Annotated in this window: 14 protein-coding genes and 1 pseudogene; 7 read left to right on the forward strand and 8 right to left on the reverse strand. The window is 60.6% G+C overall.

All coding sequences use genetic code 11. From position 1 onward, the window contains the following. Nucleotides 1-40: 40 nt before the first annotated feature. Both D3880_RS08240 and D3880_RS08245 read left to right on the forward strand, forming a co-directional pair. Nucleotides 41-1012, forward strand: coding sequence for an XdhC family protein (locus D3880_RS08240; RefSeq protein ID WP_119892989.1), 972 nt, complete (start codon nucleotides 41-43; stop codon nucleotides 1010-1012). Nucleotides 1013-1155: 143 nt separating this feature from the next. Further along, entirely contained in the window at nucleotides 1156-1731 is a 576-nt protein-coding gene (locus D3880_RS08245; RefSeq protein WP_119892990.1) for a nucleotidyltransferase family protein, read from the forward strand. 78 nt (nucleotides 1732-1809) lie between these two features. Here the strand turns inward: D3880_RS08245 and D3880_RS08250 are convergent, their stop codons facing one another. From D3880_RS08250 to D3880_RS08270, 5 genes are all read right to left on the reverse strand, one after another. Then, nucleotides 1810-3987 (reverse strand): xanthine dehydrogenase family protein molybdopterin-binding subunit, encoded by a 2178-nt coding sequence (locus D3880_RS08250; RefSeq protein WP_119892991.1) that lies wholly within the window; start codon nucleotides 3985-3987, stop codon nucleotides 1810-1812. Then, nucleotides 3984-4457, reverse strand: coding sequence for a (2Fe-2S)-binding protein (locus tag D3880_RS08255; protein WP_119895698.1), 474 nt, complete (start codon nucleotides 4455-4457; stop codon nucleotides 3984-3986). The genes D3880_RS08250 and D3880_RS08255 overlap by 4 nt, the downstream gene beginning before the upstream one ends. Before the next feature lie 162 nt (nucleotides 4458-4619). Next, the gene (locus tag D3880_RS08260; protein ID WP_119892992.1) at nucleotides 4620-5570 is read right to left on the reverse strand and encodes a PDR/VanB family oxidoreductase; all 951 of its coding nucleotides are present in this window, start codon (nucleotides 5568-5570) and stop codon (nucleotides 4620-4622) included. 216 nt (nucleotides 5571-5786) lie between these two features. Continuing rightward, nucleotides 5787-6182 (reverse strand): hypothetical protein, encoded by a 396-nt coding sequence (locus D3880_RS08265; RefSeq protein WP_119892993.1) that lies wholly within the window; start codon nucleotides 6180-6182, stop codon nucleotides 5787-5789. Between the two features lie 2 nt (nucleotides 6183-6184). Continuing rightward, entirely contained in the window at nucleotides 6185-7288 is a 1104-nt protein-coding gene (locus D3880_RS08270; protein ID WP_119892994.1) for an aromatic ring-hydroxylating oxygenase subunit alpha, read from the reverse strand. A gap of 505 nt (nucleotides 7289-7793) precedes the next feature. On the opposite strand from D3880_RS08270, the gene D3880_RS08280 reads away from it, so the two are divergent. The 5 genes from D3880_RS08280 to D3880_RS08300 all read left to right on the forward strand — a co-directional run bounded on the left by D3880_RS08280 (nucleotide 7794) and on the right by D3880_RS08300 (nucleotide 13147). Continuing rightward, nucleotides 7794-8819 carry a ring-hydroxylating dioxygenase ferredoxin reductase family protein gene (locus D3880_RS08280; RefSeq protein ID WP_119892996.1) on the forward strand — a complete coding sequence of 342 codons (1026 nt, stop codon included), beginning with the start codon at nucleotides 7794-7796 and terminating at the stop codon, nucleotides 8817-8819. Between the two features lie 9 nt (nucleotides 8820-8828). After that, complete coding sequence (locus tag D3880_RS08285; RefSeq protein WP_119892997.1) at nucleotides 8829-10154, forward strand: zinc-binding metallopeptidase family protein; 1326 nt, start codon at nucleotides 8829-8831, stop codon at nucleotides 10152-10154. Between the two features lie 116 nt (nucleotides 10155-10270). Further along, nucleotides 10271-11389 carry an S-(hydroxymethyl)glutathione dehydrogenase/class III alcohol dehydrogenase gene (locus tag D3880_RS08290; RefSeq protein WP_119892998.1) on the forward strand — a complete coding sequence of 373 codons (1119 nt, stop codon included), beginning with the start codon at nucleotides 10271-10273 and terminating at the stop codon, nucleotides 11387-11389. Nucleotides 11390-11473: 84 nt separating this feature from the next. Further along, nucleotides 11474-11857, forward strand: a complete 384-nt coding sequence (locus tag D3880_RS08295) for a VOC family protein (RefSeq protein WP_119895699.1) — start codon at nucleotides 11474-11476, stop codon at nucleotides 11855-11857. 219 nt (nucleotides 11858-12076) lie between these two features. Further along, entirely contained in the window at nucleotides 12077-13147 is a 1071-nt protein-coding gene (locus D3880_RS08300) for an extracellular solute-binding protein (protein WP_119892999.1), read from the forward strand. Nucleotides 13148-13231: 84 nt separating this feature from the next. On the opposite strand, the pseudogene D3880_RS08305 reads toward D3880_RS08300, so the two are convergent. The 3 genes and pseudogenes from D3880_RS08305 to D3880_RS22920 all read right to left on the reverse strand — a co-directional run. Further along, nucleotides 13232-13618: pseudogene (locus D3880_RS08305) on the reverse strand (IS21 family transposase); the annotation flags it as partial. Nucleotides 13619-13730: 112 nt separating this feature from the next. Next, on the reverse strand, nucleotides 13731-14078 hold the full coding sequence (locus tag D3880_RS08310; RefSeq protein ID WP_218567604.1) for a type I restriction-modification enzyme R subunit C-terminal domain-containing protein: 348 nt from the start codon (nucleotides 14076-14078) through the stop codon (nucleotides 13731-13733). 7 nt (nucleotides 14079-14085) lie between these two features. Next, nucleotides 14086-15504 carry a site-specific integrase gene (locus D3880_RS22920; protein ID WP_119893001.1) on the reverse strand — a complete coding sequence of 473 codons (1419 nt, stop codon included), beginning with the start codon at nucleotides 15502-15504 and terminating at the stop codon, nucleotides 14086-14088. Between the last annotated feature and the right edge of the window lie 471 nt (nucleotides 15505-15975).

A 15975-nucleotide genomic window follows, 5' to 3' on the forward strand; every position in this document is an offset into this window, starting at 1 on the left:
CCTTTGCATTGCGAGGAAACTCTTGTAGGAGGGCTTGCCAATGCAACACCTCGATCTGCTGGTAGTGCGCAAGGCCCTGGAATGGTCCACGGCCGGCCAGCGCGTGTGGCTGTGCACGGTACTCGCCACCTACGGCTCGGCGCCCCGCGCGCCGGGGTCGCTGCTGGCGGCCAATGCGTCCGGCCACTGGATCGGCTCGCTGTCCGGCGGTTGCGTGGAGGACGACTTCCTCGAACGCCTGGCCGCCGGCGCCTTCCCCGAGCCGACCCAGCTGGTGCGCTACGGTGACGGCAGCGACGTGCGCTCGCAAATCCGCCTGCCCTGCGGCGGCGTGCTGGAGGTGCTGGTGGAAAACCTGCCGGCCGACTGCGAGGTCCAGGCCCACCTGCGCGAGCTGGAAAGCGCCCTGGCCGGCCAGCGCCGGTTGATCCGCGAGCTGGTCCTGCCCCAGGGTTCGCGCCGGCTGCTGCCGGACCGCGAGCAGGGTCCGCGGGTGGAGCGCGAGGGCGATGTTCTGCGCCTGCGCGTCGGCGCCGCCCAGCGCCTGCTGCTGGCGGGGTATTCCAGCGTCGCCCAGGTGTGCGCCGAATTCGGCCAGAGCCTGGGCTTCGAAGTGGTGCTCTGCGACCCCCGTGACGAGGTGCTGCAGGGCGTCGAGCTGCCCGGGGTGGAAGTCCGCCGCGAGCTGCCTTCGGAGTACATCCGCCTGGGCGGCTGCCATGCCGACACCGCCGTGGTCGCCCTGACCCATGACCCGAAGATCGACGACCTGGCGATGCTCGAGGCCGTACGTACCGACGCCTTCTACATCGGCGTAATGGGTTCCACGGCCACCAGTGCCAAGCGCATGGAGCGCTTGCGCCGGGTTGGCGGCCTGAACGAGGAGGAGCTCGCCCGCATCATCGCCCCCATCGGCCTCAGCCTGGGCAGCAAGACCCCCTCCGAAATCGCCCTGGCGGTGCTGGCGGATATCCTGCGGGTGCGTAATGGGATTGCCCGCGAGCGGGTTTGACGCCGACTCCCCATCCCATCATTGTGGGAGCGAATTCATTCGCGAATGGGCGGCGCAGCTGCCCTAACGGACTGGACCGGCAGGCTTGCGGCCTGCTTCGCGAATGAATTCGCTCCCACTGCATTCCTGACCCAGGCCGAACCATGTCTCATGTCGCCGCACTGATCCTCGCCGCCGGCTTCGGCACCCGCTTCGGTAGCGACAAGCGCCGCGCCACCCTGGCCGACGGCCGCACCCTGCTGGCGGCCAGCCTGGAGCGGGTCCGTGAGGTCTTCGACGAAGTACACCTGGTGCTGCGCCCGGAGGACGATCCGGTAGCGCTGGGCGTGCCGGCGGGCTGCAGCATCATCCGTTGCACTGACGCGGGACAGGGCATGGGCCATAGCCTGGCGGCCGGGGTGCGGGAACTGGCGCAGAGCCCGGCCGACGCCATCGCCGTGCTGCTGGGCGACATGCCCTGGATCGCCGAAGCCAGCCTGCGTGCCCTGGTCGGCGAGGCAGCACCTGGGCGCATCGTCTTTCCTGTCCATCAGGGCGAACGTGGCCATCCGGTACTGTTCGGGCGGGATTTCTGGTCGGAGCTGCAGGCGCTCACCGGTGACGAAGGCGCCCGCCGGGTGCTGCGTGCCAATGCAGCAGACTGGGTAGCGGTGGGGGTGGACGACTCTGGCGTGCGGCTCGATGTCGACCGGCCAGAGACATTGTCATCAAGGCGTTGAGTCGCAACCCTGCGGAGGGGGGCGCCTTACCGATGTCGACGCTCATGGTCGTGGCGTCGACATCGGCCCCTCGTTTCCTTACACCGACACGGATGCGCTTACCGGTGTGTCCCTGATGCGTTGGCCTGTGGCCGCGAAGATGGCGTTGCACAGGGCTGGTGCCACCGGCGGACAGGCGATTTCACCCACCCCGTATGGACCTTCCTCGCTGTCGACCAGATGCACCACGACCTCGGGTGAAGCATCCATGCGCAGCACCGGGTAACTATCGAAGTTGCTCTGTTCGACTCGCCCCTGATCGAAGCTGATCCGCCCATACAGTGCATTGCTCAAGGCGAAGATGACCCCACCCTCCACTTGCGCCTTGACCCCGTCCGGATTGACCACCCGACCGCAATCGAGCGCCACCGTGATTTTCTGCACTCGCAGATGGCCTTTTTCCATTCTGACCTCGGCGACAGCGGCAATCCTGGTGTCGACATAGCTGTGAACCGCGAGGCCCCGTCCCGTTCCTGACGGCACGGGCTCCTGGAAGCCCCCGGCCTTGGCTGCAAGCTTCAGTACATGAACCAGCCTGGGGTCCTTGTCCACCATGTTCAGACGGAACGTCATGGGGTCGACTTTCGCCCGGTGTGCCAATTCGTCGATGAAGCATTCAACGGCGAAGCAGTTGCTCACTTCTCCGGGTGCACGCATCCAGGAAACCGTCGGCCCGGTCTTCGGGGTGTGGATGTCCAGCCGGAAGTTCTCGATTTCGTAGGGCAGGGTAATTGCACCACCGACTGACAGCGCGTCATAACCCCCGGCGTTCCAGGACGAGAATTCGGTATTGTCGAGGATGGACTGGCTGACGATTCTGTGGCCCCACGACGTGATCACTCCGGACGGCGCCAGAATGGCCGAAAGTCTGTTGAACGCCATTGGGCGATATTCGCCACCCTGGATGTCGTCTTCACGCGTCCAGATATTCTGGATGGGGGCGCCCAGGTGACGTGCCGCTTTCAGGATGTGGGCGGTTTCCGCCACGAAGTCGCTTTTCGGACTGGCCCGCCTGCCGAAACCACCGCCGCAATGCAGCGTGTTCAGCTTCACCTTTTCCTTGGGGAGACCCAGGATTTCAGCGGCGACCTTGTGGTCCATGCTCTGGTACATGGTGCCAACCCAGATCTCACAGCCATCGCCCTGCCATTGCATCGTGCAGTTCAGCGGCTCCATCGGAGCGTGTGCCATATAGGGCATGGTGTAATCCGCCAGATAACTGCGCCCTGAATCGTTCAGCAGCTCATCCGTGCGCCCGCGCTCGAGGGCCGCTAGTCCGGGCTTGGCCAGCGCCTGGCGATACTCCGCCTCCATGGTTTTCGACGACAGGCTCGCCCGCGGTCCGAGGTCCCATTCGACCTGCAGGAGTGCCCGCGCCTTTTTCGCGGACCAGAAGTTATCGGCGATGACCGCGACCCCGCTGGGAACCTGCAGGCAGGCCTTGACGCCGGGTACCTTCTTGCTTGCCGAGTCGTCGACCCGGATGGCCTTTCCGCCAAGGACCGGAGGGCGTGCGACCACCGCGGTCAGCATGCCAGGCAGGCGGAAGTCGATGCCGAAGATCGGTTGTCCGGTGATCTTGTCCTTGCCTTCGATACGCGGCATCGATTGGCCGATCAGTCGGAAGGAATCAGGCGACTTCAGCCGAATTTCGGTAGCCGCCGGCATGGGTAGTTTCGCGGCCTCCACAACGAACTCGCCATAGGCTGCCTTGCGGCCATCGGCTGCCAGAACGTAGCCGTTTGCGGTGGTGCATTGGTCTTCGTTGAGCTTCCACGCCTTGGCCGCTGCCCGCACGATCAGCAGCCGTGCCACAGCGCCGGCCATGCGCATGGGTTCGAACAGATATCGCGTGCTGGAGCTCTGCGCGATCATCTGGATCCCGGGCCCGAACACGTCGGGTGCCAACTGGAAGTCATCGCTGGCGGGCGCATGCCGGGCGGTTACCCTGGACCAGTCGGCATCCAGTTCTTCGGCCAGGACCTGGGCCAGGCAGGTATGGATACCCTGACCGATCTCCGATTGCCCGACGATCACGACGATCTGGCCATCGGCGGATATCTCGATGAATGCGTTTGGTTTGAAGGTGGGCTCTGCATTGTTGCCGAGCAGTCCCGAAATCGCCTCGGGACACTTCACGGCAATGGCCAGGCCGGCAGCGATGGCGCCCGCGGATACGATGAAGGTGCGGCGGGTGAGGAGACGGGAGTTGTTCATGCCTTGCCTCCTGCGCGCAGCTGCGCCGCGGCTGCCTTGATCGCCTGCCTGATGCGCGGATAGGTACCACAGCGGCAGAGGTTACCCGACATTGCGGAGTCGATCTCCTCATCGGATGGATCGGGCGTCTCGGCGATCAGGATGGCGGCCGACATGATCTGGCCGGGTTGGCAGTAGCCGCACTGGGCGACCTGGAGTTCGAGCCACGCCTTGTCGAGTGCTTCGAGTTGCTTACCCCCCAGTCCTTCGATCGTGGTGATGCTGGAGCCCGCCACGGCCGAGATCGGGGTGATGCAGGCCCGCATCGGCGCTCCGTCTACGTGGACGGTACACGCGCCGCACATGCCGACTCCGCAACCGAATTTCGTGCCCCGCATGTTCAGTGAGTCTCGCAAGACCCACAGCAATGGCATCTGTTCATCCACGGGGGTCAGCTCTATCGACTGACCGTTCAAGGTAGCCTTCATGATTTTCTCCTCACTCATATGTCTTTTTGTAATTAAAGGAGTGAACGTTTTTATCTAATAGGCATATCGTGTCATATCCAGCGTTACTACTTTCTCCCGGTCACCGCCAGTGCTGAATCAGCCCGCCGGACCATCGGTTGTGGCCTGATCGCCCCGATCGGACGTTCAAAGATCCAGTTCGAGCAGTGGCGACTTCGATCGTGAGCAACAAGGTGTGAACTGGTTGTTCAAGGCCTTTTCATCGTCGCTCAGATAGAAATCGAGGTGATCCGGTTCGCCTGCGAGCACGCGTGTGACGCAAACCCCGCATACACCCTGCTTGCATGAGGTCGGCACTTCGACGCCGGCGGCTAGCAATGCGTCGACCACGGTCTGGTCAGGCAGTACATCGATGACCTGGCCGCTGCTCGACAGCTTGACCTGGAAGGAGCCAGGCTCGCTCGCTCGGGGCGTGCTCCCCGTCGCGAAGAACTCACGGTGGACGCAGCGATCATCCCAGCCGGCTGCTTTTGCCGTTTCCAGGACGACAGTAATGAAGCCTGCCGGCCCGCATACATACAGGTGCTTACCCGGCGCCGGATGCGCAAGCAGCTTGGCAAGGTCGACACGCGCCGAGGGGCCAGCATCGTCGAAATACAGGTGTACCCTGGTCGCGAGGTCCCCCAGGGCGAGGCGCTCGCGGAAGGCCATGCGCGAGGCATCGCGCGCGCAGTAGTGCATCTCGAAGGATGCGCCCTTGGCCTTGAGCTCCTTGGCCATGCACAGAATCGGAGTAACGCCGATACCGCCAGCCAGCAGCAACGAATGCTCTGCATCGGCGATCAGTGGAAAATGATTCCTGGGTTCGCTGATTTCCAGCAATTCGCCCTCTTCGAGCCCATGCATGGCAACCGAGCCCCCACGCGAATTCGCATCGCGCAGGACAGCGATCAGGTAGCGCTGCGTATCGGCCGGCGGATTGCACAGCGAGTACTGGCGAGTGATTCCGTTTTTGAGGTGGACATCGATGTGCGCGCCCGCAGAAAACACCGGCAGATCACCACCGTCTGGTCGTGAGAGTTCGAACGCGCAGATATCGGTCGCTGCTTCATATTTACGGACAACTTTGACTTGCATACGGCACCTCAAAACAGGGGCGAACCAGATTGCTGTTGGTCGACGGCAAGTCATTCGAGGACCTGTCGAACATGCGTCACAATCGGCTCCAATTTTCAGCTTCAGCGGGTTGCACGGCCCTGCGAGGGCGGACTGTTGCTTGCTCGCAGGACGACAGTTGATGGTGGATGGAGAACGGAGAACGTTACGACTCCATTGAATGACCTTGCAGGAAACTCAGGCGTGCAACTCGCTGAGTTCAGTTTCGAAGCGCTTTATCAACGCCGGCATGTCTTTATCCAGCGTCCATTCGCTCAGCCGAACCTCCGGCGGTGCCTCGGTATAGAGGTCCCAGTCCACGCTCAGCCTGTGTGCAGCGTCGGCATGCGAGAAGAGGGTGGCGAAGACGTCCCGCTCTTCTTCGGTCTTGAACATGACGTGGGCGATTGCAGCGTATTTCTCCTGCGACGCGGGGTCGTGCTCGCCAATTCGTTCGATCCAGACCATCTCGGGCTGCACCTTCAATATTTTCGAAGCCAGCCCAATACCCAGGGGGAGATGAACATCCCGGTGGTAGGTGTAATCGAATGCTCTGTTTTTCGGGCGCGGATACAAGAAGGAAAGAACGTGCATGCTCAAATCTCCTGGGCAATTGATTTGGCTTGCCGCTCTTTGTTTATGAGGGTGTCCAGTATCTTGCGGCCTTCCAGTTGAAGGCGGTCGCCATTGAACGAAGCGTGAGGTACGGAAAGCACGTCCAGATCACCAATCGTGGCTTGCTGTGCCTCGAGCAGGACGATGTCCTGCTTGAAAACGTTCCTGGTCTCCTCCGCGAGATGGGACAGGGTGCCTTCGTCTCCGTAGTTGATGCCTACCGTGTAGAAGTAGTGCGATGAGTGCGCGGTTTCCGGCGTGGCCGCGTGGAAGTCATGAAACTCCACGGGTTGCGCATCCGGCTGCCCAGCCGGCCGCAGATAGATATGGAACGAGGTGTAGCAGGGCGCCTGCCAACTGACTTCCATGGTGAAGTCCAGCGGACCCGTCCAGGATTCGATGTTTCGCGCCTGCGCCATCATGATGCGCCAGAGCGGCGCGCCCTCGTCACCCAGGCTGTCTGCGTGGGTTCGGAAATGAATCGAGCGCTCCTTGACCTCATATGTCAGCCCGCGGTCAATCGGCTCGCTGCCGGGACGGGCGTTGCGGTAGAAGCGAACCTCCTCGCCGCCGAAGGATTCTGGGTGTACGAACTCGGCGTGGGTGATATCGAACAGGTTGTCGTTCAGCAGTCGATAGTTGGCGCGCATCGATTCGAACATGCCACTGCAGCTGCGCATCCCTGGCTGTGCATCGATCAGCGAAAGGTTCTTGGGAATGGTGCTTTCATCCTCTGAAAGCTCCTGGTCCCCCATCCAGATCCAGATATAGCCGTGCCGCTCCAGAACCGGAAAACTCTGTACCTTCGCTTTCGGCGAGATTGCATCCTGCCCCGGAACATGAGTGCAGCGCCCGTCGCTACCGAAGCGGGCACCGTGGTAACGGCATTGAACGGTTTCACCGACAACATGCCCGAGCGACAACGGCGCTTGACGGTGGATGCAGGCGTCCCGTACCGCCGCATAGCGACCGCTTTCGGTTCTGAACAGCGCAATTTTTTGGCCCAGGATGGTGCGGGCAACTATGTTCCCACCGGCCAACTCGTTAGACGTGGCGGCTACATACCACGAGTTGTTCAAGTACATGTCGGCTCTCCTCTTCTTATTCATATTCAACGCCAAGCAACGCATCGTTCGGCAGTCGGCGGCGCAGCGCCGCTCACCTCGATCACCTGTCCTATCGGGCAGCTGATGTCGATGCGAACCGGCGGAAGGCGGCCCGGCGATGGTTGCGCTCATGGTCCGATCATAGGAATCGCCGTCACGCATCAGCACTCCCATGGGTTACGGACTTATCCCGATAGCGCAACAAATCCGGAGTGAGGGGAGGGCTTTGCATGCTGGCCGAGCTCCGGGCTCGGAAAGTCAGTGCGATTGATGGGGGGCGGAAGGAGGGCGAGCTGGAAATGGTGCGCCCGCTGGAGCTTGTGGCGCTTTGTCTTGGCTCGTTTCGATTGAGGATTCTGCGCTGCCGGGATAAGTCCGTAGCCCATGGGAGTGCTGACACCAGGCAGCGATTCCTAAGATCGACCCAAGAGCGTAACCGCCGGGGGAGTGCATTCCGCCGGTAACCGATTGGAGTCGCCAGGCTATGAAAGAACAAATGCATCAGGTCACCCTGAACTTCGCTGACGGCGTCAGCCGTAGCTTCAGCGTTACCTCCCAGAACAGCATTCTCGATGCCGCATTGCAGGCGGAAATCCCGCTGTTGTATCAGTGCCGGTCAGGTAGTTGTTCCAGTTGCATTGCGCAATTGTCCGAAGGGGACGCTGTGACGCGTCAAGGGGCCAGCTCCACGCTCCTGGCCAGCGAGTACGCCGCAGGGCAGCGTCTGCTGTGCCTTTGCCAAGCGCAGTCGGACTGCACCTTCGAACTTGGCTACGGTAGCGAGGTCGGCTCCAGTACGGCGCGCGAAGTGAATGTCTTCGTTGACTCGGTCGAGCGCATCGCCAGCAACGTGATGCGGCTGGTCGTGGAGCTGGCGGATGGTGATTGGTTGGACTTCCGCCCTGGCCAGTTCATGCAGATCGACGTGCCCGGTTACGGCGCGGTACGCAGCTACTCGCCGTCGAGCACTGCTGTTGACCTGCCCAAGATGGAATTCCTGGTGCGCCTGCTGCCGGGTGGTGCCATGTCCGGCTACCTCGAGGAGCGGGCCGCTAGCGAGGACGTATTGACCTTGAGTGGCCCGTACGGGGCGTTCTTCCTGCGCGAGGAAAAACGCCGTGCACCGCACATCTTCGTCGCCGGTGGCACCGGACTGGCGCCGATCCTTTCGATGATTGATGCGCTGCGTCAAGGCAGTGGGCGTAAGCCGCCGATGCTGCTCAGCTTTGGCTGCGCAGTGCCGGACGCCCTGTTCTGCCTGGACGGGATTGAGCTGCGCCAGCAATGGCTGCCGAGCCTTGAAGCGCGCATTTGCGTCGACCGAGAGCCGCGTGAGGGCCTGCTCCACGGAAGTCCGGTGAGTGCTTTGCGCGAGGGCGACGTCAGCGCCGAAACGGTTGCTTACCTGTGCGGCCCCCAACCCATGATCAATGCCGCCACCGCTCGCTTGATCGAACTAGGGGCCGACCCCGCGAACATCTTCGCTGAACAGTTTGTGCCCAGTAATTGAGGAGCAACCATGCAAGCCACCACCCCCGTCGCGTTCTCTGCAGAGCAGATGAAATGGTACGAGCAAGCCTGTGCCAAGATCGATCCGCAGCGCCTGCAGAATCTGCTGTATGCCATCACCGACATCCATAGCCCGACCGGTGCAGCGCGCGCCGCTAGTGAGTACATGGCCAAGCACCTGGACAGCATTGGTATGAGCTCGCGCTTACAGCCGATGAGCTTCACCAGCGGCAACGTGCTGGCCGAGCTGTGTGGTAGTGGCGGCGGTGCCAGCGTGTTGCTCTATGCGCCGATCGACACCCATCTGGAGCTGGACGAGGCCGAGAAGCTCCTCACCGGCGAGGCCGACGAAGTGGATATGCAGCCCTCGGCGCAGATGATTGACGACTGGGTATTCGGCCTGGGCGCTTCCAATCCGAAAGGCATGGTCGCGACCCTTACCGAAGTGGCGACCGCCTTGATCGAGGCCGAAGTGCCGCTCGTTGGCGACCTGCTGGTGGGCATGGCCGACGGTGGTATGCCAGTGGACGTTTCGGCGCGCCAGCACGCTGGCATGTCTAACGGTGTGACGCACCTGATCAATCGTGGCGGCTCGCCGGATTTCGCCATCGTCATGAAACCGTGGAACTGGGTCTACCATGAAGAGCCGGGCATGGGTTGGTTCAAGCTACGCGTGCACGGCACCCTCGGTTATGCCGGCGTGCCGCGCGGGACGCCGGGTTTCCGCAGCTCGGTGGTGCCGGCTGCGACGGTCATCCAGGAACTGGAGAAGTGGATCATCGACTACGCCGAGCGCAACACCTCGGGGCAGATCAAGCCCCACGGTTGGATCTCCGGTGTGCGCGGCGGCAACCCTGAGCGTCCGGCCTTCCCATCTGCAGTTACCGAGATTTTCTTCGACGTGCGCATCAACCCTCGCACCAGCCCAGCTGCGGTCAGGGCACAGTTCGCGGAGTTTGTCCGTGATCTGCAGGTACAGCGTCCTGAGTTGGTTCTCGACTGGGAAATGTATGGTTCCGTCGCCGGCGGCACTACCGATCCGCAGAACTGGATCGTTCAGTCTTGCCGGCGTGGCTGGGAACACATCGAGCGCCGCCAGCATGGCGAGTCCGACTTGCTCGGAGGCCAGACCGACGGCGCCGCGTTGCGCCGGCTGGGTATACCAACCGCTCGAATCGGTTGGCCGTGGCCGGCCCAGGGAGCGCCGCTGCCGGTCGCTGAAGGCCTCGGTGGCATGGGGGCAACCTACATCCCGGACCTGATCCCCTGCGCGAAGAAGATCATGTACGCACTGATCGATACCTTGACCCGGCCGCGCCACGAACTGGGGCTCTGAGTCCCGATCGAGGTTTCCGATAACCCCTCCCTCCGCTTACCCCAGTGCCTGTACGGCCCGGTGCTTCGCGCCGGTGAGCTGGAGGAAAGTAATGCTTGCAATGAGGAATACAGAGAATGATCAAATCGCGTGCCGCCGTTGCGTTCGCAGCCAACCAACCGTTGCAGATAGTCGAGGTGGACGTGGCGCCGCCCAAGGCCGGCGAAGTGCTGGTGCGCATCGTTGCCACCGGCGTTTGCCACACCGATGCCTACACCCTGTCCGGCGCTGATTCGGAAGGCGTATTCCCCTGCATCCTCGGTCACGAGGGCGGCGGCATTGTCGAGGCCGTCGGTGAGGGCGTCACCTCATTGGCCGTCGGTGATCACGTGATCCCGCTGTACACCGCCGAATGCGGCGAATGCAAATTCTGTAAATCCGGCAAGACCAACCTGTGCAGCTCGGTACGGGCTACCCAGGGTAAGGGCCTGATGCCGGATGGCACCTCACGTTTCTCCTATAACGGCCAACCGATCTACCACTACATGGGCTGCTCGACCTTCTCCGAGTTCACCGTGCTGCCGGAAGTCTCCCTGGCGAAGATTCCCAAGGACGCGCCGCTGGAGAAGGTCTGCTTGCTCGGTTGCGGCGTCACGACCGGCATCGGCGCCGTGCTCAACACCGCCAAGGTGGAGGAGGGCGCCACCGTGGCCATCTTCGGCCTGGGCGGCATCGGCCTCGCAGCGATCATCGGGGCGAGCATGGCCAAGGCCAGCCGAATCATTGCCATCGACATCAACCCGGCCAAGTTCGAAATCGCCAGACAGCTGGGCGCCACCGACTTCATCAATCCCAAGGAGCACAGCAAGCCGATCCAAGAAGTCATCGTCGAGTTGACCGATGGCGGCGTGGACTACTCCTTCGAGTGCGTCGGCAACGTCCAGTTGATGCGCGCCGCACTGGAGAGTTGCCACAAGGGCTGGGGCGAGTCGGTGATCATCGGTGTTGCCGGCGCCGGCCAGGAAATCAGCACCCGGCCATTCCAGCTGGTCACCGGCCGCGTCTGGCGCGGTTCCGCCTTCGGCGGCGTGAAGGGCCGCAGCGAGTTGCCGAACTATGTGGAGAAGGCGCAGAAGGGCGAGATCCCGCTGGACACCTTCATCACTCACACCATGGGGCTGGAAAGCATCAACGAAGCCTTCGACCTGATGCACGAAGGCAAGAGCATCCGCACTGTTATTCACTTCGATCGCTAAGCGAGCAAACCCAGCATGGCCGCCAGGGTGCAGTACGCCCTGGCGGAATGAATGCGCCTGTATTCAACCAAGGAGAGCTACAAGATGAGCATCTTTACTCACGTGACAGTCGGTACCAATGACCTGCAAAAAGCCCGCAGCTTCTACGATGAAGTGCTCGGCAAGCTGGGTCATAAACGCATCGCGGACCTGGGTGACAACGGTTCGATCTGGGGTGAGAACGCGCCGTCGTTCTTCGTCCTCAAGCCTGCCGACGGCGCGCCCGCCAGCGTCGGTAACGGCGTCACCATCAGTTTCGAGGCGCCGAATCGTGCCGCGATCGACGCGTTCCATGCCGCAGCACTGGCGGCAGGTGGCAAGGACGAGGGTGCCCCGGGCCCGCGTGGTTGGGCGCCGAACGCCTATGCAGCCTATGCCCGTGACCTCGATGGCAACAAGCTGGCCGTTTACTGCTTCAAGGCAGCCTGAGGCTGACGCGAGGCCAGCACCAGCTGGCCTCGCCAATCCCCAGGCGCGCGTGAGCTCGCAATAGTGACTTTTGGCTAAAGGGGTACCTTGGAATTTCATCTCAAGAAGTCGACAGGGTATTGCTGGCGTAGGCACCAGTCGCTGTGCAGGCGGACCACCTCTGCATGACCTCCTCTGTAGTTTCTGGCGCAGGTTTCAACCTTCGATCGGAGATAGTCGATGGCTTACCTTGTTTGGTTGATCGCATTGAGTGTCGTAATCCTCCCGGTTCAGGCGCAGGAGGTTTTGCGGTTCAAGGCCTGGAAGGACTATATCGACCCTGCCGTGCTGGAAAACTTCCAGCAAGAAACCGGTATCAGGGTCGATTACCAGACATTTACTACCGCAGAGGAACTCGATCAGGCCCTGGTGCGCGGCGAACATATCGACGTGCTGGTGCCGTCGCATTTTCAGCTTGCTGGCCTGATTGCCAACAAGCGCTTACAAGCGCTGGATTTTCGCCAGTTACCACACTACGCCAGCGTCGACCCGGAGTTGTTGGCGATGCTGGCGGCACTCAACTCGGCCAATCGCTATGTGGTGCCTTACCTATGGGGAACCGTTGGCCTGGCAGTCAATCCGCGACTTGCCGAGCCCGCGTTTGGTCGCGCCTTGCCCAATAGCTGGAGTCTACTGTTCGATGAACGCGACAGCGCTAGTCTCGAGGGGTGTGGGATCGGTTGGCTTGACGCTCCCGAAGAGACGCTGTCGCTATGGCTGAACTACAGGGGCAAGAACCTCGGACGTAGTAGTGAGGGGCAGATTTCGCGTGCTGGCAGGTCGCTGCTGGAGTTGGGGCGTAGGACAAGATCACTTGATAATGAACGCTATATCGAGGATCTCTCCAGCGGTCGGTTATGCGTGGCCATGGCGTGGGTAGGGCATGCCTTGACGGCCGCCAAAGCCAATCCTTCGCTGCAATTCCTAATTCCCCAGGAAGGGGCTTTGGTGTTTATCGATAGCTTGGCGATCCCTGCCAATGCACCGCATCCCGAACTGGCCTATCGCTTTATCGACTACCTGCTGCAGCCAGAAAACTCAGTGCGCAACTCACTCGCGACACAGTTCTACTCGCCGTTGTCGAGTGGAGCGCCGGAGTTGGTGAAGCTGGCTAAGGAACAACCGATGTTGGTACCTGACCAGAGGGAGCGGCGTCGCCTTTACTTTCTAGAAAAGCTTTCAGTAGAACAGAAGCAGGCGGTAGATCGCCTTTGGCAGGGCGTGAAGCAGTCTCGAACAGCAGTTCCATGACTGTGAAACTGGTGATGCATTTTGCCGAGTTGCTGATCGGCGGCATTTACCGGCGCTTGCAGGTGTCGCACCCGAAGCTGTGTGCCAGTCGAACTGAAACGCCTCGCCAAGCGCAAAGGTCAACGGCACAAAAGCGTGCAGCGCCTTACCCTGCTCACCGCGCCACGCACGGATAAACGCGGTGAGCTGACTGTAGCCACCGTCGTAACCCTCGGCCTTGATCTGTTCAAACAACGCCTTGGCACTTCGGCGATGGTGCTTGGCCCGCAGCGAATCGGCTTTAAGCGCCTGCGCCAGCGTTGCGTGAAAAGCACTGAGCTTGTTGAAGACCGCGCGGCGTTGATACACCGGCTGCTTTGCTTCCGGTGCTCTGACCCACTTGCGTATCGCGTTGCGTGCTAAACCGGTGCGCTTGGTTATCTCATGCAGCGACAGCTTGTCGCGAAAATACATCCGCCGAATTCTGCCCATCATTTCCATACTGATCACCCTGTGTTCTCCTGCTCAAAAGTTGAGCAGGAGTAGTTGAACACCTGGGTCAGTTTTCGATCGGCAGAACAGCCTCTACTGGGTCAGTTTTCGGTCAGCGGCAACACGCGGACGCCACCCCCATCAAGCCTTGCGCATTCATGTCGGTGAAAGGCGGCTCGAACAACCGCGACGGCTCCATCACTCCGGTCTGGATCAGCTCCTGGATGATCAGCTCGATGAACTCAATCTGGTTCGGGGTGGCGGTACTGCCGTGGATGAAGTCGCTGAAGGCCTGCATGGCTGCTTCACAATCCAGGCCGACCAGAGAGCGGATGAGGATGCCGAGGCCGTGGTTCTTTTCCTTCGCCTCGTCGATCAGGGCCGGTGAGCCACCGGCATCGATCAGCATCCTTTCCAGCTCGACCAAATCATCCAGTGTCAGCGCCTGGTTGCGCCGCAAGCGCTGTCTATTGCATCTGTGGCAGTTTTCGCCTGCGCAAAACGACCTTGCCTCCGTCCCACTCTTTTTCATCATGCAGGCAATCCAGATAGCGTCCCCAAAGCTCCAGTGCAGCATGTTTTTCGGGTAGGTAGCTGTACCGATCATAGTGAACCGATTGCACATCGCTGCGGCCGTGAGAAAGTAGCCAGCTGCGTGTTTCTTTCGAAATTCCAAGTGAGGCCATTAGCGTCTCGGCCGTAACTCGCACGTTTGCATAGCTGAAATAGCTCGTTCGTGCTGAGTTGCTCAGTGCTTTGCCTGCCTCGCTGAATCGCTTGCCGGCGGTGTCCGGGCGAATGCAGCGGCGGCCTATGCAAAAGGGGCCAGGGCCGATTTTGTCATCGAAGAGGGGTTGCAGGATCGCTTTGATTCGCTCGGTGAGCGGTAGTAGGTGGTCCCAGGCTTGCCCTTTTTTACCCTTGCTGTCGGTTAAGTGAAGGAGATTATCAGCGGTTTCCTCCCACTTGACGCGCAGGAGTTGCTCCATTCGTTGGCCGCCAAGATAGATCAGAGCCTTGCAGATGGCCAATTCTCGCGGAGGCAGGGTGTCCAGATACCGCAGCAGTTCGCCGAGCTCCTCCGGGGTTAGCGAGTCCGTGTTGCCGCCGCGGGTATTGGCCAGAGTGGGAACCTTGGCTGCCGGGTTGACACCGATGTTGAAGATCTTCGAGTCGCTCACATCTCTATCCAGCGACAGATGTGCCTTACCGCCATAACTGAATGCGGCTTTCAAATACCGATGGACGCTCGCCGCGGTCGAACGCATACCGGTGCTCGCGCTAGCCTTACCCTTATTGCCAATCCCGCGCCCTCGCGGTTTACGAGAGAGGAGGGAACTCATCACCAGGTGAATCTCCTCGCCTGTGATGCTTTTTGCGGGGCGGAACATCAAGTCCGGATGATGCTCAATCACATGTGTTTGGAACAGTCTTTCAACTTCTCCTGCCTTGACCTTGCCTCGCGCTTTGAGGTCTTGGACGTAGGCTTCAAGCAATTCTTTGAATGTGCCTTCTTTGGAAGCGAGCTTTTCGGTGTAAGCTTGGGCTAGTCGATTCTTCTCGGCTGCGGCGCTCTGCGTCGCGATGTAGGCCTTCACATCACCGTGTTCTGAGGCTAGCCCTGCCAGGTCGGCAGCTTTGTCTCGCAATTCAGTCAGCGTGAGGCCAAGAGATCTAGCTGTGGTCTTGTACTGCCCAACTGAAATCATCAAGTCACGGCCATTGAGCCGGTAACGGTAGTAACCGTTGATGACGCCGTTCTCTCTGCGCTTGAAAAGCAAGCTGCCACGTGACCTGCCGGGCAAGCTTTCTGTCAGCTTCTCCCCAGGCTGCATCCCGCGCAGCTTCTGATCGTTGACGCTCTTGTCCGCAGTATTCCCTGCCATTGATTTGGTCCCCACTACGGTCCCCACATGTCATGACACTGCAAGCTACATGGTGAGGCGTCATGTGACAAGGTTGGTGATGAAGTCCTTATAAAGTAAGGGATTATTGAAGGTGTTGAAAAAGTGGAGTACGTAGGGAAGCAAAAAAGATACCCCCTCCTAAGGGGAAGGTTGGTGGTTCGAACCCACTCTGGGACGCCAAAAAATCAATGACTTATCGATTTTTTGTTTCTTTTTAGCTTTCAGTCTTCCAGATTTTCCCCGTTCGTTTCCCGTTTTTTTGGACTTGCCCCTATCAAACCGGACACCGGCACCCCGTTAAGTTGAGGTTCCTGCCAGGCGCCTGAACTCTCGTGGTGAGCGGTATTTCAGGGCGCTCGTTCAGTGATCAACCTAGAACACTCCTGCTACGACCTTTCGTTCAACCAGAGCGGCAAGGTCTAGCTGTTTGGCACGTTTAACGACATCTCC

This window comes from Pseudomonas cavernae (assembly GCF_003595175.1).
Lineage (GTDB): Bacteria > Pseudomonadota > Gammaproteobacteria > Pseudomonadales > Pseudomonadaceae > Aquipseudomonas > Aquipseudomonas cavernae.

Excerpts from the sequence above, each read along its gene's own strand:
- D3880_RS08240 (WP_119892989.1), top strand. The coding sequence starts at position 41 with ATGCAACACCTCGATCTGCTGGTAGTGCGCAAGGCCCTGGAATGGTCC.
- D3880_RS08245 (WP_119892990.1), top strand. The coding sequence starts at position 1,156 with ATGTCTCATGTCGCCGCACTGATCCTCGCCGCCGGCTTCGGCACCCGC.
- D3880_RS08250 (WP_119892991.1), bottom strand. The coding sequence starts at position 3,987 with ATGAACAACTCCCGTCTCCTCACCCGCCGCACCTTCATCGTATCCGCG.
- D3880_RS08260 (WP_119892992.1), bottom strand. The coding sequence starts at position 5,570 with ATGCAAGTCAAAGTTGTCCGTAAATATGAAGCAGCGACCGATATCTGC.
- D3880_RS08265 (WP_119892993.1), bottom strand. The coding sequence starts at position 6,182 with ATGCACGTTCTTTCCTTCTTGTATCCGCGCCCGAAAAACAGAGCATTC.
- D3880_RS08270 (WP_119892994.1), bottom strand. The coding sequence starts at position 7,288 with ATGTACTTGAACAACTCGTGGTATGTAGCCGCCACGTCTAACGAGTTG.
- D3880_RS08280 (WP_119892996.1), top strand. The coding sequence starts at position 7,794 with ATGAAAGAACAAATGCATCAGGTCACCCTGAACTTCGCTGACGGCGTC.
- D3880_RS08285 (WP_119892997.1), top strand. The coding sequence starts at position 8,829 with ATGCAAGCCACCACCCCCGTCGCGTTCTCTGCAGAGCAGATGAAATGG.
- D3880_RS08290 (WP_119892998.1), top strand. The coding sequence starts at position 10,271 with ATGATCAAATCGCGTGCCGCCGTTGCGTTCGCAGCCAACCAACCGTTG.
- D3880_RS08295 (WP_119895699.1), top strand. The coding sequence starts at position 11,474 with ATGAGCATCTTTACTCACGTGACAGTCGGTACCAATGACCTGCAAAAA.
- D3880_RS08300 (WP_119892999.1), top strand. The coding sequence starts at position 12,077 with ATGGCTTACCTTGTTTGGTTGATCGCATTGAGTGTCGTAATCCTCCCG.
- D3880_RS22920 (WP_119893001.1), bottom strand. The coding sequence starts at position 15,504 with ATGGCAGGGAATACTGCGGACAAGAGCGTCAACGATCAGAAGCTGCGC.